Genomic DNA, 24,804 nt, shown 5'->3' with positions numbered 1-24,804 from the left:
CACTGTGTTCAGGAACGCGCAGCCTGATCGTAATCGACCTGCGTCAGGTAGAGCCCGTCTGCCGGGGCGATAGGGCCACATTGCGTGCGGTCGGCGGCGGCGAGGATATCGGCGATCCAGCTGACCGGTTGCTTGCCCCGGCCGACATCGACCAGGCTGCCGACCATGGAGCGGACCTGCCGGTGGATAAAGCTCTGCGCCCGGCAGGTAACGATGACGCGCTCACCTTCCCGCCAGACCCTGATCTCGTTCAGCGTCTTTACGGGCGTCAGCGCCTGGCAGTCTGTATCGCGGAAGGTGGTAAAGTCATGCGTGCCGACCAGCGCCTGTGCGGCCTCGTGCATCTTCTCTGCACTGAGTTTTGACGGCACCCGCCAAGCAAGCCCCCGGTCCAGCGCGAGGTCTGCCCGCCGGTTGATGATCACATAGCGATAATGCCGCTGGGTCGCATTGAAGCGTGCGTGAAAGTCTTCGCTGACTTCCTCCGCCTTCAGCACCGCAATCGGGTGCGGGCGAAGATGGAAGTTCATCGCATCGGCAACCTTGCGGCCCCGGTCGATCTGAAGGTCCATATGCGCGACCTGGCCGGTCGCGTGCACACCGCTGTCAGTACGGCCCGCGCCGAACACCTCGACGGGAGCGCCATCCAGTTGCGCAGCCGCCGCCTCCAGCGTGCCCTGGACCGTCGGCACATCCGGCAGCTTTTGCCAGCCCTGGAAGGGGCCGCCATGGTATTCGATGAGGAGTCTGTAGCGGGGCATCGGCCCCGCCCCTAGCCGAAGGCAGCCGGATACGTCAATTCGCCCGATTCCGGTGCGCCCGGATTGATGGCGTGCGCCATGAAGGCCGGACCCGACCAGGGCGCGACAAACGGCTTGGCCAGATCGGCCGAAAATCCAAGCTTCGTATAGAATTCCGGATGCCCGAGCACGAAGACCAGACTCTCGCCCCGCCCGGCCATGACCAGCAGGCCCATGCGGACAAGTGAACTGCCGATTCCCCGTCCCTGCAGTTCCGGGAGCACGCTCATCGGCCCCAACCCGACAGCAGACGGCTTTCCACCTATGAGGATACGAAAAAACTCAATATGGCCGACCAATTCATCCCCCCTGTGTGTGACAAGCGACAGGAGAGAGTCGTGATCCGCATGCAGGTGCCGCACAATGGAGGCCTCTTCGGTGCCACCGAAGGCCAGTGTGTTGAGGGCGGCGACTTTATCAAGATCTTCAGGCTTCAGCCGGCGGATCCAGGTTTTGTTCATTTGGTGGCCGTTCTGGTCGCAACAACAAGGCATGGGGACCCTGCTGGGCCCTCATACCCCTTTAGATATTACCAATCTGGCGTCCGGCACTGACCCCCCAGCACTTCCTGCACCCTAGGCTAGAACTGGTGAAGTTGCAACAGTTCTAAACACACGCAGAAATTACATTTGCTCAGACAAGCATCGTGTCCGGAGGGATCGGCTGGCCATTCAGGAAGACATCCGAGTCGAGCGGCTTTCCGCCCGGTTTCTGCAGGCGCGTCAGGCGCACGGCGCTGCCGTCCCCGCAAGCGACCAGCAGATTGTCGTCCAGCACCATGCCCGCAGGCGCGGACGTTTCGCGGCCTGAAAGCCGGGAATTGAGCAGCTTCAGACGCACTGGCGTTGCGCTGCCCGGCGGGGTCCATTCGCACCACGCGCCCGGGAACGGTGACAGCCCCCGGATCTGGCAGTCCACCTCACGCGCCGGGCGGGTCCAGTCGACCTTCTGATCTGACGGGCCCAGCTTGTGGGCATATGTGATCCCTTCTTCCGGCTGTGGCCGGGGCGTCAGGCTGCCATCGGCCAGGCCGGCCAGCGCGTAAGGGGCAAGCTCTGCGGCGAGGTCCGCCAGCCGGTCATGCACGCTGCCGGCGGTGTCTTCGGTGGTGATCGGTGTGCGGCGCGAGGCGAGCACCGGACCGGTATCAAGCCCGGCATCCATCAGCATGGCATCGACGCCGGTTTCCGTGTCGCCCGCCATGATGGCGCGCTGGATCGGCGCGGCGCCCCGCCAGCGCGGCAGGATCGAGGCGTGCATGTTGAGGCAGCCAAGGCGCGGGGCATCGAGGATCGCCTGCGGCAGGATCAGGCCATAGGCAACGACCACGGCGGCATCGAGGCCGAGCGCAGCGAATGCTTCCTGCTCCGGCTCTTTCTTCAGACTTTTCGGTGTGCGGACTTCCAGCCCCCGCGATTCGGCAAAAGCGTGGACAGCCGTTGGCGTCAGCTTCCTGCCACGGCCGGCGGGGCGCGGCGGCTGGGAATAGACGCAGGCAATGTCGTGCCCGGCCGCGATCAGCGCTTTCAGCACGCCAACGGCAATATCAGGGCTTCCCATAAAGGCGATGCGGAGCGGGTTGGTCATGGGCGCGGACTTATCGGCTAATCAAGGGCTTGCAAAGCGGCAGGCTGCCGCCGGTGTCAGGCGCCGCCATTTGGCGCGACTTCGAGCACGACCTTGCCAGCGCCCTTGCCGGAAAGGGCGAAGACCATGGCCTCGCCGAACTGGCTGAACGGGTAGACCTTGCCGACAGGTGGACGGATCTTTCCGTCAGCTGCCCAGCCCGCAATTTCCTGCAGGGCAGCAATCGCCTGAGGCAGCTCATATTCGAGATGCTGGCGGACATCGACGCCCATCAGGGCCGCGCCCTTCATCAGCGTGAGGTTCGACGGCAGCGCCGGGATCGGACCGCCGACAAAGCCCACCACCATGTGCCGTCCGCGCCAACGCAGTGACCGGAAGGCAGGTTCAAAGAGCGGGCCGCAGACAGGATCAAAGACCACGTCCGGTCCCTTGCCGCCAGTCAGCGCCTTCAGCCGGTCGCGCCAGCCTTCGGGCTCTGTGTCGATGACATCGTCGGCGCCATGCGCCAGCGCGAAGGCACGCTTCTCTTCCGTAGAGGCCGCGGCAATGACGCGGGCGCCGAGCGCCTTGGCGACCTGGGTCGCTGCAGACCCGACACCGCCTGCCGCGCCGAAGACGAGCACCGTCTCACCTGCTGCCAAAGCGGCGCGATCCTTCAGGCCATGCTGGGCTGTCAGATAATTGAGGGGCAGACTGGCCGCTTCGGCGAAACCGATCGTCTGCGGAAGCTTGATGACCATGGCTGCCGGCGCGAGCGCATATTCGGCAAAGCCGTTCGCCGTCATTGTCATGACCCGGTCGCCCACGGAGATCCCGGTGACGCCGTCTCCGACCGCTTCGACGATGCCAGAGACCTCTCGGCCCGGTGTGTGCGGCAGCGGTGGTTTGACCTGGTAGCGCCCCAACGCAACCAGCGCATCGACATAGCCGACGCCGCACGCAGCCACGCGGATCAGTACCTGGCCTTTTTCCGGCGCAGGTGTTTCGACGTCCTTGAACTGGTAGCTTTCGAGCGACTCGAGCGTCTCGGCGACAACGGCTTTCACGGTGGGATCCTCACAAGGCTGGGCGTCCTGCGCTGATCCGGGCGATCAGGCGGCGTCTTCGCGGATTTTACGCTTGGTTGCCTTCTTCACCTTGTCGATCGCGCGCTGGCGCTTGAGGCGCGACAGATAGTCGATGAACAGCGTGCCTTCGAGATGGTCCATCTCGTGCTGGATGCAGACCGCGTAGAGATCCTCGGCCCATTCCTCGATCTTGAAGCCATCATAATCGAGATAGCGGATGAGGCATTTGGAGGGACGTTCGACCTCGTCGAAAATGTCCGGCACAGAGAGGCAGCCCTCTTCATAGGGCTGGGTTTCTTCCACGGTCTCGACGATTTCCGGGTTCACGAAATAGCGCGGCTGAGGCTCCTCGCCTTCCTTGGCGAGGTCCATCACGATAACGCGCAGCGGCACGCCGATCTGGATCGCGGCAAGGCCAATGCCCGGCGCGTCGTACATGGTTTCCAGCATGTCATCCATGAGCGCGCGGATCTCGTCGGTGACGCCGCCCTCAACGGGCTTTGACACCTCTTTCAGGCGCGGATCAGGAACAGTGAGGATTTCGCGAATAGCCATGATTTTTCAGATAGGCGCGCGCCCCCGCCCGGTCAACGGCCTGCCATCATTCCGCTGCTGGCAGGCGCTTCGGGTCTCCGAAGTCCAATTGGCCGCTTTCCGGCGTGTTTGCGCGGGATTCGATTGGCTTCGGCTCTGCTGGGGCCTTGTTCGGCGGAGCGATCTTCATGTCCTCGAACTTGCGCAATGTCGGCAGCACGCGCTTGTCGAACGAGCCCATCATGGAATTGAAATGGTCAACCGAACCGTTCAGCGATTTGCCGAGCTTTTCGATATGACCCAGCATCACGCCCATGCGGGTGTAGAGGTCTGCACCGAGATGCGCGGCCTCCATGGCGTTCTCGTTCATCTGATGCTGGCGCCAGAGATGGGCCACCGTGCGCGCGAGCGCGATCAGCGTCGTCGGCGTGGTCACGATCACGGACCGGCTCATCGCCTTCTCGATCAGGTCAGGAGAATGTTCCAACGCGGCAGCGAAGAAATTCTCCCCCGGAATGAACATGGCGATGTAGTCGAACCGGTTGCCGAGATTTGACTGATAGTCCTTGGAAGCGAGCGTATTCACGTGGCGCTGGACGCTGGCCGCATGAGCCTTCAGGTGCGCGGCGCGTTCGGCCGGGTCCTCGGCATTTACCGCCGCCATATACGACGCCAGCGAGACCTTGGAATCGACCACGATCTGCCGTTCGCCCGGCAGGTGGATCACCGCGTCCGGGCGTTGGCGGCCCGCTTCGGTATCGTCGTGCACCTGCTCAGAGAAGTCGCAATGCGCCGAAAGGCCCGCCTGCTCCATCACATTGCGGAGCGTCATCTCCCCCCAACGCCCGCCACCTTTCGGGGCCGTCAGGGCGCTGACCAGCTTGCCAGTCTCCGTCGTGTTGAGCTTCAGGCTCTCATGGATTGCCTTCACCTGTTCCTGGATGGCCGACTTGTCCTCGGTACGGACTTTCTCGATCTCGTCCACGCGTTTCTTGAAGGCGTCGAAATTCTCGCCGATGGGCTTGATCAGCTCCTTCAGTTGGCCCTGCGCGCCTTCCTTGTGCTTCTCGAACGTCTCGTTCGCGAGCTGCAGGAACTGGGCATTGGCCTGCCGCAGCACACCCTGCGCCATGTCGGCAAATTTCTTCTCGTCCTCGGCGCTGCGGGCCCTGGCCTCGGCCAGCGCGATCTCGGCTTCGCGTGCGACCGATTCCAGTGTCTGAGCGCGCTGCAACGCCGCTTCGCGCTCATCGGTGGCGCGCTCCAGGTCCAGAGTCAGCCGCTCGGCCTTCTGCTGCGCCGTGCTGAGCTGCATCCACGCGATTACGCCTGCCCCGAGGGCGAGGAAGAAGAGGATCAGGTGGGCAAGATCAAAATTCTGCCCGGCAATGGTGACGATCGGTTCCATTCAGCCTCTCTGGCATGATTCCAGAGGAACATATATGGAACAACAACAAGTGTCGAGAACTTCGCCTGCAAGTCGAAATATGCTTGCCCGATGCGCATGAGCGGCCTATTTACCCGCCCCTCACAATTGAGACGCCTGAGAATGAAAAACGCCATTGGATCCTTCGCCGCCCTTGTCCTGGCCTTTGCGCCAGCTGCCGCCGCCGACCTTCGCCCCGATCAGAAAGTCCTGGTCGAGAAGCTCCTTGCCGGCATGGATCCGTCGATGCGTGAACCCATGCGGCCCCAGATCGAACAGTCCATCATCATGATGACCCCAGAGCAGACGGCAGCTGTAATGGCGGGGATGGTTGACGATTCAACATACGACGCAGGAACCGAGCCCGAGGAAGAAGAAGGTGATGAAATCGCCTCGCCGGAAGATCTTGCCTACAACCGCGCTCAGTTCGAGCCGGTGATTCGTGCCAATTGGCAGGCGCAGAAAGACTTCGACAATTTCACGGATGCAGTGCTGAAAGAAAAATGCCCGGACCGAGAGACGTATGCCGTGTTCGGATCGGGGTACCGTTTTGAATTCCGGAGGCTGGCCCCAAATTGGCCGCGCGCATCGTCGAATGTTGACTCGGACGTCCAGATACTTAGCGGCTCGTACGCGCCGCAGGACGGACGCTACGATTTCGACTTCTCGAAAGTAAAGACGAGCTTCGACAAAGCGGCCGTCGCTTCCGCCATCGCCAGAGCCTGTGCCGACTGGACGAAGGAAGCTGCCGTATTTCAGACGAAAGCCCACGCCCTCGTGGCTGCGAGTGATTTCGACGGCGCCTTTAATCTGGAGCAAGCTTCGTCCGGAAAGGTGACTGCCATAGAAACGCCGCTCGAAACGACCCTCAACGCGCAAGCACCGGCGGCAGACAACGCGTTGTACACGGCCTTTCTGAACGGCAGGCGCGTAAAGTAGATCAGCGCCTGCTGTTTCTAGAACGGCAGTTTGAAGCCCGGCATCATGCCGCCGAAGCCTGCGGTGGCTTCCTTCATGGCGGCTTCCATCGCCTCGTCCAGGCGGCGGCGGGCGTCGGCATGGGCGGCCTTGATCAGGTCTTCAAGGATTTCCGGCTCGTCGCCCATCAGGCTCGGATCGATGCTGAGGGAAACGAGCTCCCCCTTGCCGCGCAGGCGCACCTTCACGAGGCCCGCTCCGGCCACGCCGTCAGCTTCGGTCGACTCGATCTTGGCCTGCACTTCCTGCATCTTGCCCTGCATCTGCTGGGCTTGCTGCATGATCTTGGCGAGGTCTTTCATTGTCGGGTCCTTCAGGCTTGGCGGCGTGAGTTCAGGTCTATGACGTTTTCGGCATCGGCGGGGATGTCAGGGCTTGCCCGGTCCTCGTCGACAACATCCACAATGGTGGCGCCCGGCAGGCTGTTCAAGGCCGCCGCAATGATCGGATGTGCTGCCGCCGCCGCGAAGCGTTCTTCCTTGGTGCGGATCTCAGCGGCGCGCACGGTTTCCGCTCCGCCGCGGATCTGCTCCACAACCCAGTCATCGCCCGTCTGGCGTTCAAGGAAGCTCTTCAGCCGGGCCAGCACGTCGGGCGGTGCGGCGGCTTCCAGCTCGCAGGTGAAGTGGCCATACCGGATCGGGCCGGGCTTGATATAGCGCTCCATCTCGACCTGGAGATTGATCTCCCTGAGGGCGGTCAGATGCGCGAGGATGCTGTCAAAGTTGTCCAGCCCGCCGGCATCGGGCGGGGCCTCAGCCTGTGCTTCAGGCTTTCCCGGCGAAGCTTTGCCCTCCGCGATCATGCGGGCCGCTTCTTCCGGGGACGGAAGACCGGCGGAGGCGACAAGGCGCAGGATCACCATGTTGAGCGCTGTGGCCGGGTCCGGCGCGACCTGCAGCACATTATAACCGGAGAGCAGGATCTGCCAGGTGCGGGACGCTTCGGCCGGCGTCAGGCGCTGGGCCATGGCACGGGTGCGTTCCACCCAGTCGGCCGGGCCGCCAGGCTGGTAGTCGTCTCCCGTCGCCTGCGCGATGGAAATGTCGGCAGCGATTTCGAGCAGGTCTTTCAGGATGATCGCCGGGTCTGCCCCGCCGCGCACCTGGTCCTGCACTTCTTCGAGCGCGGCCTTCGCCTCGCCCGAGATCGCCTTTTCGAAGGCATCCATCAGGCGGCCCCGGTCACCCAGGCCCAGCATGTCACGCACGGCCGCGCCGGTGACCATCTCCCCTTCCATCGTCTGCACGATGGCCTGGTCGAGAATGGACAGCCCGTCGCGGACAGAGCCTTCGGCCGCCCGCGCGATCAGGGCGAGGCCCTCTTCGGACACGGTCGCGCCCTCGTTCTTCGCGATACGCCCCAGATGCATCGCCAGCGCCGCCGGCTCCAGCCGTTTCAGGTCAAACCGCTGGCAACGGGAGAGGACCGTGACGGGCACTTTGCGGATCTCAGTGGTCGCGAAGATGAACTTCACATGCGGCGGAGGCTCTTCCAGCGTCTTCAGTAGCGCGTTGAAGCTGGCGTTCGACAGCATGTGCACTTCGTCGATGATGTAGACTTTGTATTTGGCAGAGACCGGGGCGTAGCGGGCCCCGTCCAAGAGGTCGCGCATATCGGCGACGCCGGTGCGGCTGGCGGCGTCCAGCTCCAGCACGTCCGGATGACGCGAGGCCATGATCGCCTCGCAATGCTCGCCCAGCGGGGTCAGCTTCACCGACGGGCCGTCATGGTCGGCGGAGGTGTAGTTGAGGGCGCGGGCCAGCAGGCGCGCCGTGGTCGTCTTGCCGACACCGCGCACGCCGGTCAGCATGAAGGCATGGGCGATGCGGCCCGTCTCGAACGCGTTGCGGAGCGTGCGGACCATGGCCTCCTGGCCGATCAAGTCCTCGAAGGTGCGGGGCCGGTATTTCCGGGCGAGCACTTCATAGGCGCCGGGCTTTGCCGGGCCCTCGTCTTCCCCGAACATGGAGAAGGTCGCGTCATCGCGCTCGGTTTCGGAATCGGTGTCGCTCATTGGCCGGGACCTTAGCCGCTGCCGGGGTCTGGGCCAATGGGGACGATGACTCGCCTCAGCCTTGCCATTTTTCAGAGAAGCGGCAGACTTCGTTGATGCGTTCCATGCTGTTGTGTCTTCTGCCTCTGCTACTCTCGGCCGCCTGCGATCAGGTTTCCGCTCCAGCCTATCCAATCTGCGAAAACAAACATGAACTCGCCGCCCTCGATAACTTCGAGTGGGAGCAAGTCGATCCAGCCCTTGTCCTTCAGTTGAACATGAACGTGCAGGAGCCGGTTTTGGCCTCGCTGCGTTCTGCCAAGGCTTGCGAATTGATCGCCGCTGATTTTGTATTTCGAGGCCGACAAGTTCCGCATTGGTTTCGCGGAAACACATTCCTCAAAACATTCAATCCGGGGCAAGTCGAGCCTGTCCATGAAATCACACGAACCTACATTTCCCAACGAGGAGACGGAGAAGGACACGATGCTGAAACGCTCGTGCGACAGTTTTTTATTCTGAACTCCGCGCGCCCCGGAACGGTAGAACTGATGCTTGCCCGGGACTCCGTCATCGCGATGGATCCGCAATTGCTCGCCACGGTCGAGATTCAGCCCGCCGTTTCAGCCAACTAGCTCCCTAACCCTCCAGCAGCTTCTCGCGGATCGTGTCCTGCTGGGCCGGGGTCACGCCGAGGGTTTCGGTGAGGTAGGCGTCGATGGAGCCGACTTCGCTTTCGATCCTCGCGAAGGCGGTTTCGAGATAGGGCAGCCGCACGCCGATGAAGGGGCGGAAGACTTCGGGCTCGTAATTCTTGCCGATATGGGCGTTGAACATGGTCGCGATCTCGCCGAGACGCCCGTCCACATCCACGGCCACATTGGTGAGGATGTAGTCGGCGTGGATGTCCTCCTGCGAGACGCCCAGCACATGATGGGTCAGCGCGCAGAGAATGCCGGTGCGGTCCTTGCCCGCAGCGCAGTTCACGAGGCCTGCTTCATTGTCTTTCAGTTCCGCCAGATGGCCGAACCAGGTGGCGAACAGCTCCCGGTGGTGCGCCTTGAACGGGGCAACGCGGTAATAGTCGGTCATCCAGGCTTCGGCCTTTTCGGCGTCGGCCTCGACTTTTGTCAGGAACTGGTGGTGCGGCGCTTCATGCTCGCGGCCGCCATCATGGGTGATGGTCATCGGGGCGGACCATTTGCCCGGCTGGCGCTCACGCTCGTCGGGGCGGCGCAAATCTGCCTGCACGGCGATCCGTTTCTGCCGTATCTGCTGCAGATCGCCATGCGTGGCCTCGGCGTAATGACCGGAGCGGAACAGCCGCCCGGGCTTTACACGGCCCCCATGACGCGAGGCATAGCCCCCGAAATCCCGGAAATTGCGAACGCCTTCAAGCGGCAGGATACGATCTTTCATAGTCAGGCAGCTAGCGCGGGCCCGCGCGCTCGTCTACCCTGACTCGATGACAAGTCCCTGTGGTGGGGGCTGGGAACCGAATGTCTTCGCCGGACGTTTGAGTCCCGATTGTAACAGAACCAGGAGTTCATAATGGCCCGTCTTCGTTCAATGATTGCTGCTGCCTGCCTTGCAGTTGGGACGGTTTCCGTCACCGCCTGTTCCACCCTTCCGGATGAGGTGGACCGGGCCGAAATCGACGCTGACAGCCGCCAGGCGTTGAACCAGCTTTATGCAAAGAACCCGGCCGCCAAGGCCATCGGCCAAAAGGCCCGGGCCGTGCTGGTCTTCCCGTCCATCGTGAAAGCCGGTCTCGGCATCGGCGGCGCCTATGGCGAAGGTGAAATGCGCCAGGGCGGCGCGGTCACCGGCTACTACTCGACCTTCACAGGCTCCTGGGGCCTGCAGGCCGGCGCCCAGCAGTATGGCTATGCCGTGTTCCTGATGAATGACGACGCTGTCCAGTATGTGCGCGAATCCGATGGCTGGGAAATCGGCGTCGGCCCGACCGTGGTGCTGGTGAACGCCGGTGTTGCGCAGAACCTGTCGACGACCTCGCTGCAGGAAGATGCCTACGCCTTCATCTTCGACCAGAAGGGCCTGATGGCCGGCATCAGCATCGAAGGCACGAAGATCAACAAGCTGCAATAGGCGCCTCAACGCCAGTACAGAGACGCCCGCAAGCCCTACCGGTGTGGCGGGCGTCTTTATCTTTCGGCAGGGCTTGCCGGAACGGGAATTCGCCCTGATTGTCCTCCTTTCTCACTATATTCGAGAAAGGGGACAAGATGATTCCGGAATGGGTGCTACGGTGGGTCGCCCTCAGCCTTCTTGCGTTCATCACATTTATCTTTCTGGTGCTCGGCGCTGCCGTACTCAGCGGACTGACAAACGAGCTGTTTCTCGGCTTCCTCAACATGACCTGGCCACCCGCAGACAGTGCGTCAGAATTCGAAATCGAATCCCGCCGGGAGCTGTCGTTCTCCATTCTGAATTATGGCATCACGGCCCTCGGCACCGCCTGGGTGGCGTCCTTTGCCTATCTCGTTGTCATGCGGAACCAGCAGAAACAGGCGGAGCAACAGCTGAGCCTGGAGCGCCTGAGACTGACCACCGAACTGGATGAACAGATCCTCGAGGTTCTGGCTTCCGAAGCGGTGGTCGATTTTGACACAGACGGCAACATGAAGCGTATCCGGCTGGTCAGCGTGCTGGACCGGAATACCGAATGGCGCCCGACAACCGAACGCGACTGGCGATACCGCGAAGGAGAGCGCACAGTCCCCTTCGTGCAATCCTCAAGCGTGGTCGGCCCAGACGCAGAGGTCGGACTGACGGCCCTGCATCATTATCTGGCGTGGGTTCGTCGCATCGCCAGAGCGAATGAGACCGGCGTTCTTACGGAACAGGATGTGCTGTTGTTCTGGCGCTGGATCATTATCGCCTGCTACCGCAACCGTTACACATTCCTGTGCGATATCTTCTACAAGGACGACATGCAGGATCTTGTCCGGCTGGCCGACCAGATCGTGCTGACAGGCCAGAACCATGGCAGCGGCCGGGATTTTGTCAAATACCTGCGAGGTATCGGCGACCCGGCAATGATCGCCCTTCTGTCGGAAGAAGCCCGGGCGATCATCGCCGCGCTGGAGGAAACCCCAGCCACGGCCTAGATCAACCGTGTCGGTCCCCTCAGCGGAATGGCGGTTCGTCGAAGCTGCGGAGTTTGCGGCTGTGAAGCTTGGCGCCCTTGTCTGCCGCGAGGCGTTCCAGCGTCTCGATGCCAATGCGGATGTGCTCGCCGATGGCCCGCTCATAGAAGCGGTTGGCAGCGCCGGGCAGCTTGATCTCACCATGCAGCGGCTTGTCCGAGACGCAGAGCAGCGTGCCATAGGGCACGCGCAGGCGGTAGCCGTTGGCGGCGATCGTGGCGCTCTCCATCTCGATGGCGATGGCGCGGGACTTGTTGAATCGCGGGGCCGAGGCCGAAAACCGCAGCTCCCAGTTGCGGTCGTCCGTGGTCACCACAGTGCCTGTGCGCAGGCGCTTCTTGAGCTCGTCGCCGCTCTCGCCAGTCACATGGGCGGCAGATTCCTGCAGCGCAATCTGGACCTCGGCGAGGGCCGGGATCGGGATCTCCGGCGGCAGGACGGAGTCCAGCACATGGTCTTCCCGCAGATAGGCGTGCGCCAGGACATAGTCGCCAATGGCCTGCGAATGGCGCAGCCCCCCGCAATGACCAACCATGACCCAGCATTGCGGACGGATGACCGCCAGATGATCCGTGATTGTCTTCGCATTGGCCGGGCCGACACCAATATTGACCAGAGTGATGCCGGTATTGCCCGGCGCGCGCAGGTGATAGGCCGGCATCTGTGACCGGCGCCAGGGCGAGGCATCGATCTCGGCGCGGGAGTTTGCCGTCGGCTGTGTAATCTCCAGACCGCCGGGTACGGACAGCGAGGTGTAGCGCGAGCCATTGCCCAGCTGCTCCAGCCCCCAGTCACAGAACGCATCGACATAGCGATGATAGTTCGTAAACAGAATATAGTGTTGAAAATGCTCCACCGGCGTGCCGGTGTAGTGCTGCAGGCGCTTCAGCGAGAAATCCGTGCGCAGCGCATCAAACAGGGCCAGCGGGCGTTCGGTGAAGGGCTCGTAGAGTTCACCGTCGGCCACTTCGTCCCCGATCTCGGCAAGGTCAGGGCTCGGGAAGTGGCGCGCGAGTTCGGCCGGGGAGATTTCCTCAAGGCCGGAGGCCTGCCCCTGCTCCCACACATAGGCGTAAGGCATTTCCGACTGCGAGCGTTCGACGAAGACCTCGATCTCGTAGTACTTCAGCAGCGGGGTTAGCTGCTCCACCAGATAGGGACGGAAAAAGTCCGGCCGGGTGAAGGTGGAGATATAAGTGCCCGGCTCCGAGATGCGGCCATAGGAGCGCGAAATGCGCGGTGCTGGCCCGTCCGGATTGTAGACAATGCGGATCTGCGGATAGCAGAACGCGCCGGATGCGCGCAGCTCCGGGTCGGGCGGCGTGCCTTCTCGCAGGAATGTATTGAGGGCATCGGCTTGCGCCTCGACAGCCTCAGCATAGAGCTTTTCGAGGGCGTCAATGACGGCTTCAGGTGTAGTGAGTTTCGACATGGCGCCATCTGCCCCAGCGGCATGCGCCTGTCAATTCACCTTATTATCATACCGGCCAGCACATTATCCAGCACCAGCGCCCGGCACAGGCGGCTGGTGCGTGTCTGCAACTGGTAGCGGCAGGGTCTTGTCAGCCCGGATGCGGGCGAGCTTGCGGCGGAAACGGGCGACCTGAGCCTCCGGATCGGCCAACGCCTCCTCCAGCGCTACGAACCGGTTCATCAGGCCCATGGCGGGCAGCATGTCATGCGGACCGGAGCGATGTGCGGGATCCTGTGGTTCGGCCGCCCGGCGATTGCGGGCAGCAAGGCGCGCCGCAAGCCGCGACCCCTTCAGTACAGGCGACGGCGACGCCTCCGTCAGCCGGAAGGCCGGCAAGGGAAAGACGAGCTGAACCGGCGGCGCGGCAGGCGGACGCTTGCCGGACATATCGCGCGGTGGTGCCTGCCGAAATTCCAGCAGGGGTGTCTCCATCGCCACAAGGAACAGGATGCGGCGCACCAGCGTTTCCAGGCGCTTCAGATCCGCATCCACTTTCTGGCACACTGCGCGCGGCAGGAAGGCGCGGATGCCGAGCGGGCCGAGGCCCAGCCCGCTAGCAAGTGCGGCGGCCTGCTGGCCGGCATAAGCCCAGGCAAGCCCGAGAGAGGAAGAGAGACGGACGGGTGAAATCATCATGGCACCACCCTGCGCCTGGCCCCTGCCCCGGGAATTCAGATTCGTTCTGTCCCACAGCAAGCAGCGGGTGGGCCGGGCGGCAGGACGCGCGATAAGGCAGGCGGATCAATCCGGGAGACCTGCTCATGCCATTCCAGATCCTGCCATTGCAGTCGGAAGACTTCGCCGCCTTGTCCACGCTCAGCGATGACGCCCTCGCCAGCCGCCTTGTCCAACGCCAGACGGTGGATAGCCACCCCGGCTATCCCTGCCGCGTCAGCCTAGAAGACGCCCGCCCCGGCGAAACCGTGTTCCTGCTGAACTACACGCATCACGCTGCCGCAACGCCTTTCCGGGCCAGCCATGCAATCTTTGTGCGCGAAGGCGCGGCGACCGCAAGCCTTCCGCAGGGAGAGGTTCCGGATATGATCCGGCAGCGGATCATTTCGCTGCGTGCCTTCGATTCGGACGGCATGATGGTTAATGCCGATATTGCAGACGGATTTGACGTTGCGGCAAGCATCGAAGCCCTCTTCAGGCATCCGTCTACAGATTATATCCACCTCCATTTTGCAAAGCAGGGTTGCTTTGCTGCAAGGGTCGAACGAAGGTGATTTTTGACAGAATTCTGACGGTTCGTCCGGCAGCAGGTAATGGCAGCAGACACTGTACCCAGCGTCATGCGGCGAAGGTTTGGGCATGCGTGCACGAACAGTGGGCGGACCGGATTCCTACAGGCTTCTGGAAGCAGTTAGCTGAAAAAACGCTCTTGAAATGCTGCGCTTGCGAGACGATTGTTGCGGTGCAGCACGCGGCCGCTTCGGGGCTGGCCAACGTCTGCCCGGTGAGTGTGTGTCCGGGTCGGCGTGTTTTGGGGCGATATCGCCGCGTGAGGCAGCTTGAGGGAGGAGTTTCAAAGCCGTTGGGAAGACGGCACCAAACTCTGAAGGACTGAATTCTCATGAAAAAACAAATGCTTGCAGCCGCCGCCCTCGTCGCTGTGGTTCCGTTTGCCGCATCGGCTGAAGTCGTCACGCCGATCTCCGTTGAAATCTCCTACGATCACGACCTGCTGGCCTCCGAGTCTGGCGCCGAGCTCGTGCTCTCCGACATTCGCAGCCAGGCCCGCAGCGCCTGCACCTCTTCCGGCAGCAAGTTCGGCCGCGGCCCGATGGTCGACCGCAGCTGTGCTGACGACGTGATGGCCCAGGCCGCCGTCAAAATCCTCAAGGAACGTGAAGAAATGGGCCTGAAAACGGCCCCGACTTTCGCCCGTCTCGCAACGGTCGAAACCGCCTCTTACGAACAACGCTAGACCATTTCCTCCCGGAATAGCGTTGGAGGGGCGCCCGCGGCCACGGGCGCCCCTCACTGATTCCGCCAACAGGGACCGGAATCCGGACACAAGAAAAGCCCGGCCGGGAAAACCGAGCTTTTCCGACTGGTCCTGACAGCTGGTGGGGGTCTAATTCCAGCGGCCGGGTCTGCGGTACCAACCTTTATTGGTCTTCACCCATTGGTCGGGCACCCAGACAGCGCCTGCGCGCGGAGGTGACAGGTCCCAATGACCGTCGATCCAGACAAAGTCAGTCCCGGTCCAGTTCCAGTAGCCACTGATCCAGACTGACAGGGAAGTCGGACGTGGCGGGATGATCACGGTCCGCGGCGGAGGTGGCGCGGTCGTGATGTAAACGGCTCCCGACGGGGGCGGACCATAGTGCCGATGCGGGCCATAGCCTGCGCAGGCTGTCAGACCGGCGAAGGCAAGCGCGGTAACGGCAGGAAGGATGCGTCTGCTTGCGATGTGTTTGCTTGCCATATCTCACTCTCCTTACATGCCGCGATTATAGGATTGCAGCTCGCCCCAGCTCAATTGGCCGTCATCGTTCGTGTCGGCTTCCAGCCAGGCGTGCTCGCCGAACCGCATGTATTCCTCGCGGCTGACGACGCCGTCGCCATTGCCATCCATCACACGGAAACGCTCGGTCTTGCGAAGGTTTGCCTGCTGGCGCATCAGCGATTGGCGTTCCGGATTGGCGTCGCTATACGGGCCGGGGCCGAACCGTGCCGCGTGGTATTCTTCCAGAGACAGGCCATTCCCGTCAGCGTCCATCTGGCCATACATGTCTGTGTGCCAGTCCTCGAATTCGGCGCGGTTGACACGGGCATCGCCGTCGCGATCGAATTTGCGAATACGGTCCTGCGTGCCGAGATAAAGCCGGTCACGATCCGGATCGCGGATCATGTCGCGGTCGCGATCCCGGTCCTGCAGCTTGTCGCGGCCGGAAGCCGGATCCATGACGCGCAGCCGGTCACGGTCCAGATCGCCTGACATGTTGCCCATGCCGGCGCCCTGCCCGGTTCCGCCTTGTCCGCCACCACCTTGTCCGCCGCCGCCCGGACCGCCGCCTTGCGCTGCAGCCAGGCCAGACATCGCAACTGCAACAGCCAGCACAGCCGCCGCGCCTAAAATCTTCAGTTTCAGCATCTTAGTCTCCTCATGCTGAACGCACCGCAAGCATCAGGCTTACGGACCAAGCCCTCCCAGGCAGGGTCTTTTTAGCACGGCTTGCTGACACTTGTCTGACGGGAAATAGGAAATGCGGTGCCTATATTTGCGAGAGAGTTGCAAACGCATGGCACGAAACACGTTTTGTGGTGACACGAACGGATTCCTCATCACGCGCCGGGCTCGTCCACTCTGCAGCCGGGTCAAGCGCTGCAACCGGCATGGTAAGGCCACCACGGCGAAGAACCGCCACCAGATGTTCCACCGCGTGCCGGAAACTGTAGGCCCGTGTCTCGAAGCGAAAGCCGATATCATCGCACTGCGCCGTCAGTGTGCAGGCCGGATCATAGGTCCAGGAGAGCCGGCACTCGACTGCCCGCCCACCGACGAACAGCGGCACGGTTTCGTACACATGGTCTGCAAACGGCCCGGTTGCCTCACCCGGCGCGGGACCAGGCGGATGCCCTGGGACAGGCAGGAATCGCCGCCATCCCCATTTCGGCGGGGCCTGAGGCGGCGGGACGGTCGCAGGTTTGGCAGGCGGTGATGCGGGCGCATCGGCCGGCGGCGACTGGCTCAGCCAGTAAACCTCCTGCCGCGCAATGGCGCTTTCCAGATGCGGCAACGCCTCATCTGCCAGGCAATCGCCAAAGCCGCCCTGCCCGACTTCGGCGCGGAGGTCATCGAACAGCGCCTGCCGCGCCGCCGGGTCTGCTGCGTCGATTTCGTGAAGGCGGCGGATGACCCAGCCCAGGATGTCGCTACGCACGCTCATCCCGGCCGGCTCTTCCGTCCGTGTCCGGTCTTATTCCGCCGGCACATTGTCCGGCTTGGCGGCAGGGCGCTTGTCGAACTTGGTCCAGACGCCATCTTCGCCGTGCCAGTCACCCTTCGTGGCACCCTTGGAATATTCCGTGGCGCGCTGTTCGAAGAAGTTGGCGTGCTCGACGCCGTTCAGGATCTCGGTCAGCCACGGGATCGGGTGCTTGGTGATACCATAGAGCGGCTCCAGCTTCAGCTGGCCAAGGCGCCAGTCGGCGATGTAGCGGATATAGTTCTTGATGTCGTCGGCCGTCATGCCTTCGACCGGGCCCATTTCGAAGGCGAGCTCGATGAACTTGTCTTCCAGGCTGACCACGGTGTGGCAGCATTCGCGGATGCGCTCGCGCAGTTCGTCATTCATCACACCTGTTTCAGCGCAGAATGTGTGGAACAGCTTGATCATGCCTTCGCAGTGCAGCGACTCATCGCGCACCGACCAGGAAACGATCTGGCCCATGCCCTTCATCTTGTTGAAGCGCGGGAAGTTCATCAGCATCGCGAAGGACGCAAACAGCTGCAGGCCTTCCGTGAACGCACCAAATACGGCCATGGAGACGGCAATGTCTTCATTCGTCTTGGTGTCGAACTGGCCGAGATAGTCGTGCTTGGCGGCCATCTCCTTGTATTCCATAAAGGCGGAGAATTCGCTGTCCGGCATGCCAATGGTTTCGAGCAGCAGGGCGTAGGCCGCGATGTGGATCGTCTCCATGTTGGAAAAGGACGACAGCATCATGGACACTTCCACCGGCTTAAACAGCGGCATGTAGTGTTCCATATAGTTGGCGCCGACCTCGACGTCCGACTGGGTGAAGAAGCGGAAGATCTGCGTCAGCAGGTTACGCTCGGCATCCGACAGCTTGACCGCCCAGTCCTTGCAGTCCTCGCCAAGCGGCACCTCTTCCGGCATCCAGTGGACCTGTTGCTGCTTCTTCCAGAAATCATACGCCCACGGGTAGCGGAACGGCTTGTAAGCGCGGCTCGGGGTGAGCAGTCCGGGAAGCGAAGAATCGGTGGCAGCCATGACGGGCCTCCTTGGCAAGCGAGTCGGTTATAAGGGTAATCAACACCACATATAGTGCTTAAGAAGCGTTAATGGCGCAAGATGCAGCGTGCCGCACGCGACATTAGTCCACAGGCTTGCGCACAGGAAAGGCAAGAATGGCACGATATCCCGCATGCCGAACAGGGAAAATTTTGCGGAAAGAGACTGGGCGGCGGTATCAGGAACAAGTTCAACACAGGCAGTTGAAATGAGTCGGCAACTTTTCACGCTCGCAATCCCCGAAACCAGCTCCGGCGCACGGGCCTGGATGGACCGGGTGCGCGCTGAATACGACCGGGATTTCGCGAACCGGGTCGCGCCCCACTTCACACTTGTCTTCGGGGACGATTCTGTTCCGGAAGCAGACTATCTGCAGCAGGTCCAGACGATCGCCCGGGCGACTGCCCCCTTCCCGTTCGCCTGCAGGCGCGCTGTCATCGGCACGGACCATCAGGATGATACCGGCTACGCTTTTCTGGCTCCCGACACAGGCAACAGCGAGATTCTGAAACTGCGGCGCGATCTGCACACCGGCCCCTTTTCGGGCCTGCTGCGCCCCGACATTCCTTATGTCCCGCACATCACGGTCGGCCGGTTTGCCAGCGTTGAAACCGCCAAGCAGATCTGCGATTCACTGAATGCATCCAGCCTTGACGTGTCAGGCAGGATCACCTCCCTCACGATTGTCGCCAAGGATACGCATGGCTCGATTCAGGAGATTCAGGTCATCCCTCTGTCTGGCGGCAGGACATAGCGTGGGGCTCACATCCCATCCAGCATCGCGAGCGCCTCGGCCTGCGCGGTCTTGATGTCCGGCGCCACTTCCACATGCGGCGGGGCGACATCATGAGCTGCGAGAGCGACCTCGTTGGCGGGGCTGAGGCCGGTGAGCCAGACTGCAATCTTGCGGCGATGGGCGGCCTCGACCAGGCCCTCGATCGTGTGGGCAGCGGTCGAATCGATGAAGGGCACGGCTGAAAAGTCCACGATCAGGGCGCGGTGCTGGTCGCCGATCCTGTCGAGCACCGAGCCGATGGTGGCTGCCGCGCCGAAGAAGAACGCGCCCGAAATGCGATAGACGATCACGTCGCGGCGGGTGCTGGTCGCCTCGTCATACGGCACACGGTGGCGAAGGTCATCCGCCTCATCCGGCTGGACCAGCGGCGCGCCGAGTTCCACCGTCGCGGCCTGCGACATGCGCTGGATGAACAGGGCGGCGCCGAGCGCGAACCCAACGATGATCGCTTCGGTGAGGTCGCGGAACACGGTCAACCCGAAAGTCGCGAGCAGCACCGCCGCGTCCCCCTTCGAGGCATTCAGCAGGCGCCAGAAGGCATGCTTCTCGAACATGTTCCAGGCGACGACCGCCAGCACGCCTGCCAGCGCCGCCATCGGGATGAAGGCGATCAGCGGTGCGGCAAGGATCATCATGCCCAGCAGGAAGACCGAGTGCAGCATGCCGGACACCGGACCGTGCGCCCCTGCCCTGACATTCGTGGCCGTTCGGGCAATCGTGCCGGTGACACAGATGCCGCCGAACAGAGCCGAGCCGATATTGGCCGCGCCCTGCGCCACCAGCTCGCAATTGGAGCGGTGCCGCCGCCCGGTCATCCCGTCAGCCACAACGGCGGAGAGCAGCGATTCGATGGCGCCGAGCAGCGTGAAGGAAATCGCGGCGGGCAACACGTCCATGACCTTGGCCATGGAGAGAGCTGGAACATGCGGCATGGGCAGACCCGCCGGCATCGCCCCGAAACGGGTGCCGATTGTCGCGATGTCGAGCTTTGCCAATGCTGTCACCAGCGCCGCCAGCACGACCGCCAACAGGATGCCCGGCCAGCCGGGGCGGTAGCGCTTCAGCGTGAAGATCACCGCCATCGTCCCTGCCGCAATGGCGAAGGCATGCCAGTCCGCGGTCGGCGCGGCTGCGGCGAGCACGGGCAGCTTCTCAAGGAATGGCCCCGGCTCTGCTCCGGCGAGGGTGAGGCCGAACAGGTCTTTCAGCTGGCTGGACCCAATGATGATGGCAATGCCGGCGGTGAAGCCCACCGTCACAGGGTACGGCACGAACTTCACGAAAGTGCCAAGACGCAACCAGCCCGCGAGTGCCAGCAGGATGCCGGACATAAGCACCGCCAGGATCAAGCCGTCCATGCCGTGGGTCGCGGCGGTCGTGTTGACCAGCACGATAAAGGCCCCGGCCGGACCGCCAATCTGGAACCGGCTGCCGCCCAGCAGCGAGACGAGGAAGCCGCCAACGATCGCCGTGATCAGGCCCTGTGCCGGGCTTGCTCCTGATGCGACGGCTATGGCGATGGATAATGGCAAGGCAACGATAGCGACGGTCAGGCCGGCAATGGCATCGGCCCGAAGCCTGTCGAGACCGTATCCCTCGCGCAGCACCGTCACGAGTTTCGGCGTGTAGAGATCAGCAAAGCCCGGCGTGGGCGCCGCCACCTTGTGCGTGAATGATGTCATGGCTGGCCTACCCCGCTATCCGCGAATGCATACCTATTACACCACCAGAAGGTGTGGACGAAAGAGGTCCTCTGACATCGCACCCGTCTTGACGCTACGTATTTAGTAGCGCATGAAGATCGCTACGAAATACGTAGCAAAAGGGAGGACCTCATGACGAATCAGATTACCCCGCTGCCGGAGCCCTGGCCGAAGGACATCGCCCGCCTTCTGGCAAATTATCCAAGTTCAGACGGGTATATCCTGTCGCTGTTCCGGACCTTCGCGAACTCGAAACGGTTCCTGCAGAAGGCCGTGCCGAACCTGCTCGACCGGGACAGCCCGCTGCCGTTGCGCATGCGTGAAATCGTGATCCTGCGCGTAACGGCCAATCTGCGCTGCGCCTATGAGTGGGGTGTCCATGTGGCGATCTTTGCGAACGCAGCAAAGTTCACGCCGGAACAGATTGCCGCCACCACTCGGCCCGCCATCGACGAAACCTTGTGGGCTCCGGTAGAAGCCCGCCTCATCCGGTCCATCGACGAAATCTGCCAGAGCGCGGCGCTGTCCCCGTCCGCGCGCGCGGCATTCGAGGCAGATTGGCGTGTCGACCAGCAGCTGGAAATCCTCGCCCTGTGCGGGGCGTATCATACGGTCAGCTTCGTCGCGAACATGGCCGGTCTACCGCCGGAAGACTTCGTCGCCCCGGACATCCGAGCCTTGGCACCCGTGCGAACCTAGGCTTTCTCCAGCGTTGCCTTGCGGTATTCCGCGTCGCGCTCGGCGCCGATGAGGGAGCGGACGGTTTCAGGTGTATAGCCGAACTGTTCGAGGGCGCGCGCAGACATCTGCAAGCCGGCCTCGATGGCGTCAGGTACGACGTGGGTCGCCCCGGCCTGGAACAGGCTGCGCGAATGGTCGGCGTCCTGCGCACGGGCAAGGATCGGGATTTCCGGACGGCCGCGGCGCACAGCCCGGACGATATGTTCGGCCGCCTGCGGGTCATCGATGGTGACCACGACCATGGCCGCGCCGGAAAGGCCTGCCTTGTCGAGAATCTCCTTACGGGCGCCGTCCCCGAAATAGACGCTCCAGCCCTGCTTGCGCAGGCGCGCCACCGTGTCGGGCCGGCTGTCCAGCGCCACCACGCGCGTGTTCTCTTCATCCAGGATGCGGGCCACTGCCTGCCCCACCCGGCCGAACCCGGCGATGATCACATGGTTTTCCAGCTCTGCCTTTTCGGCTGGAAGCGTCGTGGCATGGCCGTGTCCCTTTCGCTGCATGCGCCGGACAACGGATTGGGATCCGCGCCAGGTGACCGGGATCAGCAACATGGATAGGCCCGCCACGGCCGAGACGAGCGTTGCCTGATCGCCAGTGATGACCCCGCCGGCCGCCCCCGCCGCCAGCACGACGAAAGCAAACTCTCCCGCCGGGGCGAGCAGGCCAGCTGTTTCGGTTGCCAGTTCCGGGCTGCGCCCGAAGATCCGGACGGCTGCCCAGGCAATGACGTACTTCACCACCAGCAGCGCGATCAGCCCCATCAGGACGAGCGGCCATTCCCGCGCGATCACGCCAAGGTCCAGGCCGAGTCCGACGGTCATGAAGAACAGGCCGAGCAACAGCCCCTTGAACGGGTCGAGGTCGACTTCGGTCTGGTGCTTGAATTCCGTCTCGCCCAGCATCAGGCCGGCGAGGAAGGCGCCGAGCGCGATGGAGAGGCCTGCGCTGGCCGTCAGAACGGCGGCGCCCACGACGGTCAGCAGTGTGATTGCCATCAGGAAGTCTCGCCCGCCTGCATCGGCCGCCATCTGGAACAGGCGACGCAACAGGAAGCGGCCGATCACAAGCAGGATGCCGACGGCGAGCACGCCCTGCACCGCTGCCTCCAGCAGTACGGTGCCGAGGTTTGCGCCGGCTTCGGATGAGGCAAACCCCACAAAGATCAGGATCGGCGCGACCAGAATGTCCTGAAACAACAGGACGCCGAGCGCCGTGCGCCCGACCGGCGCCGAGGCCTGATGGTTCGCTGTCATCAGCTGCATCACGACGGCCGTGGACGACAATGCCAGGGCGAGCCCCACGACAATGGCCGCCGTCAGGTCGAAATCGAACACGGTCGCCAGCAGGGCCAGCAGGATCGCGCTGGCGGCGGCCTGCACGATTCCTGCGCCGAACACGATGCGCCGCAGCGACCAGAGCTGCTCCACCGACAGCTCCAGCCCCAGCAGGAACAAGAGAAACAGCACGCCCAGTTCCGCGAAAGGCGCCGCCGCTTCGGGCTCGGCGATGGTAAACATGCCGAGCGGCGCCCAGGTATCCGAAAACGAACCGAGGCCCCATGGGCCCAGCGCCACGCCAGCGAGGATGAAGCCCACAACAGCGGGCAGTTTCAGCATGCGCAGCGCCGGCACGACGAGCCCGGCAGCGATCAGGAAGACCAGCGCGTCCTTGATGAGGATCTCGTGGCTTCCTTCGTGCATGCAAAATCCCCTTTCATTGCGAGTCGGCGGCCCCGCTGCCGTCACAATTTCATTCTATCGGACCAGCCCGACTCTCCAAGGGAAGACATTACGTTGCATCAAGATTCATCGAAATTGCTGACAGATGGCGTTCCAAACTGGCTTCCTGTATGGAAGGTATCCGCTATGCGTTTCTTATCTGCCGCGTTCTTGTGTCTTTTTGCCTGGATGGCTGCGCCGGGGCTCGCTTCGGCGGCCGAAGTATATCGCGATGTGGTGTACAATCACATGCCCGCGGTCAGTGATGGCAATTTCACCATGGACATCTATGCCCCGGATGAGGCGGAAGACCTGCCCATCATCATCATGGTGCATGGCGGCGCATGGACCTATGGCAACAAGCAGAACGCCATAGGCCCGAAACAGTCGGATTTCTTCACCGACGAAGGGTTCATCTACGTTTCGATCAATTACCGCCTTGCACCGGACCACCCCTTCCCGGCCCCGGTGGAAGACCTCGCTTCCGCCATCGCCTTCCTCTACAGGAATGCCGACACTTATGGCGGCGATCCGGATTCCATCTTCCTGATGGGACATTCCTCCGGCGCGCACTCCGTGGCGCTGGTCTCGATCGATCCGCAATATTTGCGGGCCGAAGGTCTGGGCCTCGGCGTGATCAAGGGTACGGTGCCGCTGGATGGCGCATCCTACAATCTGGTGAAAACCGGCGAGAAGAATGGCGAGCTGCCGCGGTTCTACCGGCCAGCCTTCGGCGGCAAAGAGACCGTCTGGCGCGAGGCCTCCCCGACACTTCAGGTGATGGACGGCCGCCGCATTCCGCCATTCCGGATTTTCTATGTCGACCGCCCGGTCTCACCTGACCGCGCCAAGGAGCTGGCCGAAACGTTGCGCGACCATGGCTATGACGCCGAAGCCGTTCTGGCGAAGAAACGCTCGCACAAGAGTCTCAACAAACGGCTTGGCGCGGACGGCGACAAGTTCGGCCCGATGATCGCGGACTTCTTCCGCAGCCAAATGAACTAGAGGCGCAGCGCGCCGCGCTAGTGCACGCGGCAGGCAGCGGGGGTATCGAGGCCGAGCATGGGCAGGCCTTCGGCGCAAAGTTCGTGACCGCCTTCCCAGATCATGTGCAGCGCCACATAGAGGATGATGGCGAGGCCCGCGAAAGCAATCCAACGGTGGCGGGTCAGCACTTTGGCGATGAAGGTGGACGCAACCCCCATCAGCAGGATCGACAATGCGAGGCCGAAGACCAGCACGACCGGATGCTCCCGCGCCGCGCCGGCGACGCCCAGCACGTTGTCGATCGACATGGAAACATCGGCGATGATGATCTGCGTCACAGCCTGCCGAAGGGTCTTGCCGGGCCGCTGGCCGGCCACGGTGCCGTCAGCATTGAGGTCAACGCCTGACAAGGCTTCTTCGGCATTGTGTTGGGCCTCTTCCCTCAGCTCCCGCCACATCTTCCAGGCCACCCAGAGCAGCAATACCCCACCGGCGAAGAGAAGGCCGATGATCAGCAGCAATTCTGCCGCGACCAGGGCGAAGGCGATGCGCAGGACCGTAGCGAAAATGATCCCGATCAGGATCGCCTTGCCGCGCTGCTGCTTTTCAAGGCCCGCCGCCGCAAGCCCGATCACCACGGCATTGTCGCCAGCAAGCACAAGGTCGATCGCCACGACGGCGAAGAAAGCCTGCAGAAGTTCGGGGGTCAGGAAAGTCAGGTCGGGGACCATCGGCCAGAGGCGCCTTTCAGAAGCCCGGCCAGTATGGCGGGGCTCAGCCCTCTCAATATGGGGGAAGCCGCAGCGGCCTGCAATCAGACGGTCTCAGTCCCATTGCAG

General features: G+C 62.7%; 27 protein-coding genes. 9 read left to right on the top strand and 18 right to left on the bottom strand.

What is annotated here, in order from left to right:
• Window positions 1-8: 8 nt before the first annotated feature.
• The 6 genes from truA to rmuC form a co-directional block, all read right to left on the bottom strand.
• Window positions 9-761: a tRNA pseudouridine(38-40) synthase TruA gene (gene truA, locus HY26_RS06935; RefSeq protein ID WP_034763431.1), complete on the bottom strand. Its 753-nt coding sequence runs from the start codon at window positions 759-761 to the stop codon at window positions 9-11.
• Window positions 762-772: 11 nt separating this feature from the next.
• Window positions 773-1,261, bottom strand: a complete 489-nt coding sequence (locus HY26_RS06930) for a GNAT family N-acetyltransferase (RefSeq protein ID WP_034763428.1) — start codon at window positions 1,259-1,261, stop codon at window positions 773-775.
• Between the two features lie 172 nt (window positions 1,262-1,433).
• Window positions 1,434-2,387 carry a methionyl-tRNA formyltransferase gene (gene fmt, locus HY26_RS06925; RefSeq protein WP_112073206.1) on the bottom strand — a complete coding sequence of 318 codons (954 nt, stop codon included), beginning with the start codon at window positions 2,385-2,387 and terminating at the stop codon, window positions 1,434-1,436.
• Between the two features lie 56 nt (window positions 2,388-2,443).
• Window positions 2,444-3,433 (bottom strand): NADPH:quinone oxidoreductase family protein, encoded by a 990-nt coding sequence (locus HY26_RS06920; RefSeq protein WP_112073205.1) that lies wholly within the window; start codon window positions 3,431-3,433, stop codon window positions 2,444-2,446.
• 45 nt (window positions 3,434-3,478) lie between these two features.
• Entirely contained in the window at window positions 3,479-4,009 is a 531-nt protein-coding gene (gene def, locus HY26_RS06915) for a peptide deformylase (RefSeq protein ID WP_034763413.1), read from the bottom strand.
• A 46-nt stretch (window positions 4,010-4,055) separates the two neighbouring features.
• Window positions 4,056-5,396, bottom strand: a complete 1,341-nt coding sequence (rmuC, locus tag HY26_RS06910; protein WP_112073204.1) for a DNA recombination protein RmuC — start codon at window positions 5,394-5,396, stop codon at window positions 4,056-4,058.
• A gap of 141 nt (window positions 5,397-5,537) precedes the next feature.
• On the opposite strand from rmuC, the gene HY26_RS06905 reads away from it, so the two are divergent.
• Window positions 5,538-6,353 (top strand): hypothetical protein, encoded by an 816-nt coding sequence (locus HY26_RS06905; RefSeq protein ID WP_112073203.1) that lies wholly within the window; start codon window positions 5,538-5,540, stop codon window positions 6,351-6,353.
• 17 nt (window positions 6,354-6,370) lie between these two features.
• Here the strand turns inward: HY26_RS06905 and HY26_RS06900 are convergent, their stop codons facing one another.
• Both HY26_RS06900 and HY26_RS06895 read right to left on the bottom strand, forming a co-directional pair.
• A complete protein-coding gene (locus tag HY26_RS06900; protein ID WP_034763408.1) occupies window positions 6,371-6,694 on the bottom strand; it encodes a YbaB/EbfC family nucleoid-associated protein in 324 nt (107 codons plus the stop codon).
• Between the two features lie 11 nt (window positions 6,695-6,705).
• A complete protein-coding gene (locus HY26_RS06895) occupies window positions 6,706-8,409 on the bottom strand; it encodes a DNA polymerase III subunit gamma/tau (RefSeq protein ID WP_112073202.1) in 1,704 nt (567 codons plus the stop codon).
• Between the two features lie 95 nt (window positions 8,410-8,504).
• Here HY26_RS06895 and HY26_RS06890 point away from each other — a divergent pair, with 95 nt between their 5' ends.
• Window positions 8,505-9,023: a hypothetical protein gene (locus HY26_RS06890; RefSeq protein ID WP_112073201.1), complete on the top strand. Its 519-nt coding sequence runs from the start codon at window positions 8,505-8,507 to the stop codon at window positions 9,021-9,023.
• A gap of 4 nt (window positions 9,024-9,027) precedes the next feature.
• On the opposite strand, the gene HY26_RS06885 is transcribed toward HY26_RS06890, so the two are convergent.
• The gene (locus tag HY26_RS06885; protein ID WP_112073200.1) at window positions 9,028-9,807 is read right to left on the bottom strand and encodes a tyrosine-protein phosphatase; all 780 of its coding nucleotides are present in this window, start codon (window positions 9,805-9,807) and stop codon (window positions 9,028-9,030) included.
• Window positions 9,808-9,939: 132 nt separating this feature from the next.
• Here HY26_RS06885 and HY26_RS06880 point away from each other — a divergent pair, with 132 nt between their 5' ends.
• Both HY26_RS06880 and HY26_RS06875 read left to right on the top strand, forming a co-directional pair.
• Entirely contained in the window at window positions 9,940-10,497 is a 558-nt protein-coding gene (locus HY26_RS06880) for a YSC84-related protein (protein ID WP_112073199.1), read from the top strand.
• Between the two features lie 98 nt (window positions 10,498-10,595).
• The gene (locus tag HY26_RS06875; RefSeq protein WP_146740193.1) at window positions 10,596-11,519 is read left to right on the top strand and encodes a hypothetical protein; all 924 of its coding nucleotides are present in this window, start codon (window positions 10,596-10,598) and stop codon (window positions 11,517-11,519) included.
• A gap of 19 nt (window positions 11,520-11,538) precedes the next feature.
• Here HY26_RS06875 and HY26_RS06870 read toward each other — a convergent pair whose 3' ends face one another.
• Window positions 11,539-12,990, bottom strand: a complete 1,452-nt coding sequence (locus tag HY26_RS06870) for an AMP nucleosidase (protein ID WP_034763397.1) — start codon at window positions 12,988-12,990, stop codon at window positions 11,539-11,541.
• A 63-nt stretch (window positions 12,991-13,053) separates the two neighbouring features.
• Window positions 13,054-13,668 (bottom strand): hypothetical protein, encoded by a 615-nt coding sequence (locus tag HY26_RS06865; RefSeq protein WP_112073198.1) that lies wholly within the window; start codon window positions 13,666-13,668, stop codon window positions 13,054-13,056.
• Window positions 13,669-13,793: 125 nt separating this feature from the next.
• On the opposite strand from HY26_RS06865, the gene HY26_RS06860 reads away from it, so the two are divergent.
• Window positions 13,794-14,261 carry a DUF1203 domain-containing protein gene (locus HY26_RS06860; protein WP_112073197.1) on the top strand — a complete coding sequence of 156 codons (468 nt, stop codon included), beginning with the start codon at window positions 13,794-13,796 and terminating at the stop codon, window positions 14,259-14,261.
• A 347-nt stretch (window positions 14,262-14,608) separates the two neighbouring features.
• Complete coding sequence (locus HY26_RS06855; protein WP_081812978.1) at window positions 14,609-14,962, top strand: UrcA family protein; 354 nt, start codon at window positions 14,609-14,611, stop codon at window positions 14,960-14,962.
• A gap of 150 nt (window positions 14,963-15,112) precedes the next feature.
• On the opposite strand, the gene HY26_RS06850 is transcribed toward HY26_RS06855, so the two are convergent.
• The 4 genes from HY26_RS06850 to HY26_RS06835 all read right to left on the bottom strand — a co-directional run bounded on the left by HY26_RS06850 (window position 15,113) and on the right by HY26_RS06835 (window position 17,999).
• A complete protein-coding gene (locus HY26_RS06850; protein ID WP_112073196.1) occupies window positions 15,113-15,466 on the bottom strand; it encodes a YXWGXW repeat-containing protein in 354 nt (117 codons plus the stop codon).
• Window positions 15,467-15,478: 12 nt separating this feature from the next.
• Entirely contained in the window at window positions 15,479-16,135 is a 657-nt protein-coding gene (locus HY26_RS06845) for an EF-hand domain-containing protein (RefSeq protein WP_112073195.1), read from the bottom strand.
• Window positions 16,136-16,256: 121 nt separating this feature from the next.
• A complete protein-coding gene (locus HY26_RS06840; protein ID WP_112073194.1) occupies window positions 16,257-16,931 on the bottom strand; it encodes a hypothetical protein in 675 nt (224 codons plus the stop codon).
• A 30-nt stretch (window positions 16,932-16,961) separates the two neighbouring features.
• On the bottom strand, window positions 16,962-17,999 hold the full coding sequence (locus HY26_RS06835; RefSeq protein ID WP_112073193.1) for a ribonucleotide-diphosphate reductase subunit beta: 1,038 nt from the start codon (window positions 17,997-17,999) through the stop codon (window positions 16,962-16,964).
• A 229-nt stretch (window positions 18,000-18,228) separates the two neighbouring features.
• Between HY26_RS06835 and HY26_RS06830 the strand changes: the two genes are divergently transcribed.
• A complete protein-coding gene (locus HY26_RS06830; RefSeq protein WP_158531437.1) occupies window positions 18,229-18,774 on the top strand; it encodes a 2'-5' RNA ligase family protein in 546 nt (181 codons plus the stop codon).
• Window positions 18,775-18,782: 8 nt separating this feature from the next.
• On the opposite strand, the gene HY26_RS06825 is transcribed toward HY26_RS06830, so the two are convergent.
• A complete protein-coding gene (locus tag HY26_RS06825) occupies window positions 18,783-20,498 on the bottom strand; it encodes a SulP family inorganic anion transporter (protein WP_112073191.1) in 1,716 nt (571 codons plus the stop codon).
• 153 nt (window positions 20,499-20,651) lie between these two features.
• On the opposite strand from HY26_RS06825, the gene HY26_RS06820 reads away from it, so the two are divergent.
• Complete coding sequence (locus tag HY26_RS06820) at window positions 20,652-21,218, top strand: carboxymuconolactone decarboxylase family protein (RefSeq protein ID WP_112073190.1); 567 nt, start codon at window positions 20,652-20,654, stop codon at window positions 21,216-21,218.
• Here the strand turns inward: HY26_RS06820 and HY26_RS06815 are convergent.
• On the bottom strand, window positions 21,215-22,960 hold the full coding sequence (locus HY26_RS06815; protein WP_034763371.1) for a cation:proton antiporter: 1,746 nt from the start codon (window positions 22,958-22,960) through the stop codon (window positions 21,215-21,217). The genes HY26_RS06820 and HY26_RS06815 overlap by 4 nt on opposite strands.
• Before the next feature lie 207 nt (window positions 22,961-23,167).
• On the opposite strand from HY26_RS06815, the gene HY26_RS06810 reads away from it, so the two are divergent.
• A complete protein-coding gene (locus HY26_RS06810; RefSeq protein WP_158531436.1) occupies window positions 23,168-23,983 on the top strand; it encodes an alpha/beta hydrolase in 816 nt (271 codons plus the stop codon).
• Between the two features lie 17 nt (window positions 23,984-24,000).
• Here HY26_RS06810 and HY26_RS06805 read toward each other — a convergent pair whose 3' ends face one another.
• Window positions 24,001-24,696: a TerC family protein gene (locus HY26_RS06805; protein ID WP_112073189.1), complete on the bottom strand. Its 696-nt coding sequence runs from the start codon at window positions 24,694-24,696 to the stop codon at window positions 24,001-24,003.
• Window positions 24,697-24,804: the final 108 nt, after the last annotated feature.

It is taken from the genome of Hyphomonas sp. GM-8P (genome assembly GCF_003263315.1).
Taxonomy (GTDB): domain Bacteria; phylum Pseudomonadota; class Alphaproteobacteria; order Caulobacterales; family Hyphomonadaceae; genus Hyphomonas.
This window is presented reverse-complemented; position numbering and strand designations above follow the sequence as displayed.

What these genes read in the sequence shown, in the direction of transcription:
- HY26_RS06840 (WP_112073194.1), bottom strand. Translation starts at nt 16,931, where the DNA reads ATGAGCGTGCGTAGCGACATCCTGGGCTGGGTCATCCGCCGCCTTCAC.
- HY26_RS06830 (WP_158531437.1), top strand. Translation starts at nt 18,229, where the DNA reads ATGAGTCGGCAACTTTTCACGCTCGCAATCCCCGAAACCAGCTCCGGC.
- HY26_RS06890 (WP_112073201.1), top strand. Translation starts at nt 8,505, where the DNA reads ATGCGTTCCATGCTGTTGTGTCTTCTGCCTCTGCTACTCTCGGCCGCC.
- HY26_RS06865 (WP_112073198.1), bottom strand. Translation starts at nt 13,668, where the DNA reads ATGATGATTTCACCCGTCCGTCTCTCTTCCTCTCTCGGGCTTGCCTGG.
- HY26_RS06905 (WP_112073203.1), top strand. Translation starts at nt 5,538, where the DNA reads ATGAAAAACGCCATTGGATCCTTCGCCGCCCTTGTCCTGGCCTTTGCG.
- HY26_RS06885 (WP_112073200.1), bottom strand. Translation starts at nt 9,807, where the DNA reads ATGAAAGATCGTATCCTGCCGCTTGAAGGCGTTCGCAATTTCCGGGAT.
- HY26_RS06895 (WP_112073202.1), bottom strand. Translation starts at nt 8,409, where the DNA reads ATGAGCGACACCGATTCCGAAACCGAGCGCGATGACGCGACCTTCTCC.
- fmt (WP_112073206.1), bottom strand. Translation starts at nt 2,387, where the DNA reads ATGACCAACCCGCTCCGCATCGCCTTTATGGGAAGCCCTGATATTGCC.
- def (WP_034763413.1), bottom strand. Translation starts at nt 4,009, where the DNA reads ATGGCTATTCGCGAAATCCTCACTGTTCCTGATCCGCGCCTGAAAGAG.
- HY26_RS06805 (WP_112073189.1), bottom strand. Translation starts at nt 24,696, where the DNA reads ATGGTCCCCGACCTGACTTTCCTGACCCCCGAACTTCTGCAGGCTTTC.
- HY26_RS06835 (WP_112073193.1), bottom strand. Translation starts at nt 17,999, where the DNA reads ATGGCTGCCACCGATTCTTCGCTTCCCGGACTGCTCACCCCGAGCCGC.
- HY26_RS06900 (WP_034763408.1), bottom strand. Translation starts at nt 6,694, where the DNA reads ATGAAAGACCTCGCCAAGATCATGCAGCAAGCCCAGCAGATGCAGGGC.
- HY26_RS06845 (WP_112073195.1), bottom strand. Translation starts at nt 16,135, where the DNA reads ATGCTGAAACTGAAGATTTTAGGCGCGGCGGCTGTGCTGGCTGTTGCA.
- HY26_RS06825 (WP_112073191.1), bottom strand. Translation starts at nt 20,498, where the DNA reads ATGACATCATTCACGCACAAGGTGGCGGCGCCCACGCCGGGCTTTGCT.
- HY26_RS06820 (WP_112073190.1), top strand. Translation starts at nt 20,652, where the DNA reads ATGACGAATCAGATTACCCCGCTGCCGGAGCCCTGGCCGAAGGACATC.
- HY26_RS06860 (WP_112073197.1), top strand. Translation starts at nt 13,794, where the DNA reads ATGCCATTCCAGATCCTGCCATTGCAGTCGGAAGACTTCGCCGCCTTG.
- HY26_RS06815 (WP_034763371.1), bottom strand. Translation starts at nt 22,960, where the DNA reads ATGCACGAAGGAAGCCACGAGATCCTCATCAAGGACGCGCTGGTCTTC.
- HY26_RS06855 (WP_081812978.1), top strand. Translation starts at nt 14,609, where the DNA reads ATGAAAAAACAAATGCTTGCAGCCGCCGCCCTCGTCGCTGTGGTTCCG.
- HY26_RS06810 (WP_158531436.1), top strand. Translation starts at nt 23,168, where the DNA reads ATGGCTGCGCCGGGGCTCGCTTCGGCGGCCGAAGTATATCGCGATGTG.
- HY26_RS06930 (WP_034763428.1), bottom strand. Translation starts at nt 1,261, where the DNA reads ATGAACAAAACCTGGATCCGCCGGCTGAAGCCTGAAGATCTTGATAAA.
- truA (WP_034763431.1), bottom strand. Translation starts at nt 761, where the DNA reads ATGCCCCGCTACAGACTCCTCATCGAATACCATGGCGGCCCCTTCCAG.
- HY26_RS06850 (WP_112073196.1), bottom strand. Translation starts at nt 15,466, where the DNA reads ATGGCAAGCAAACACATCGCAAGCAGACGCATCCTTCCTGCCGTTACC.
- rmuC (WP_112073204.1), bottom strand. Translation starts at nt 5,396, where the DNA reads ATGGAACCGATCGTCACCATTGCCGGGCAGAATTTTGATCTTGCCCAC.
- HY26_RS06870 (WP_034763397.1), bottom strand. Translation starts at nt 12,990, where the DNA reads ATGTCGAAACTCACTACACCTGAAGCCGTCATTGACGCCCTCGAAAAG.
- HY26_RS06880 (WP_112073199.1), top strand. Translation starts at nt 9,940, where the DNA reads ATGGCCCGTCTTCGTTCAATGATTGCTGCTGCCTGCCTTGCAGTTGGG.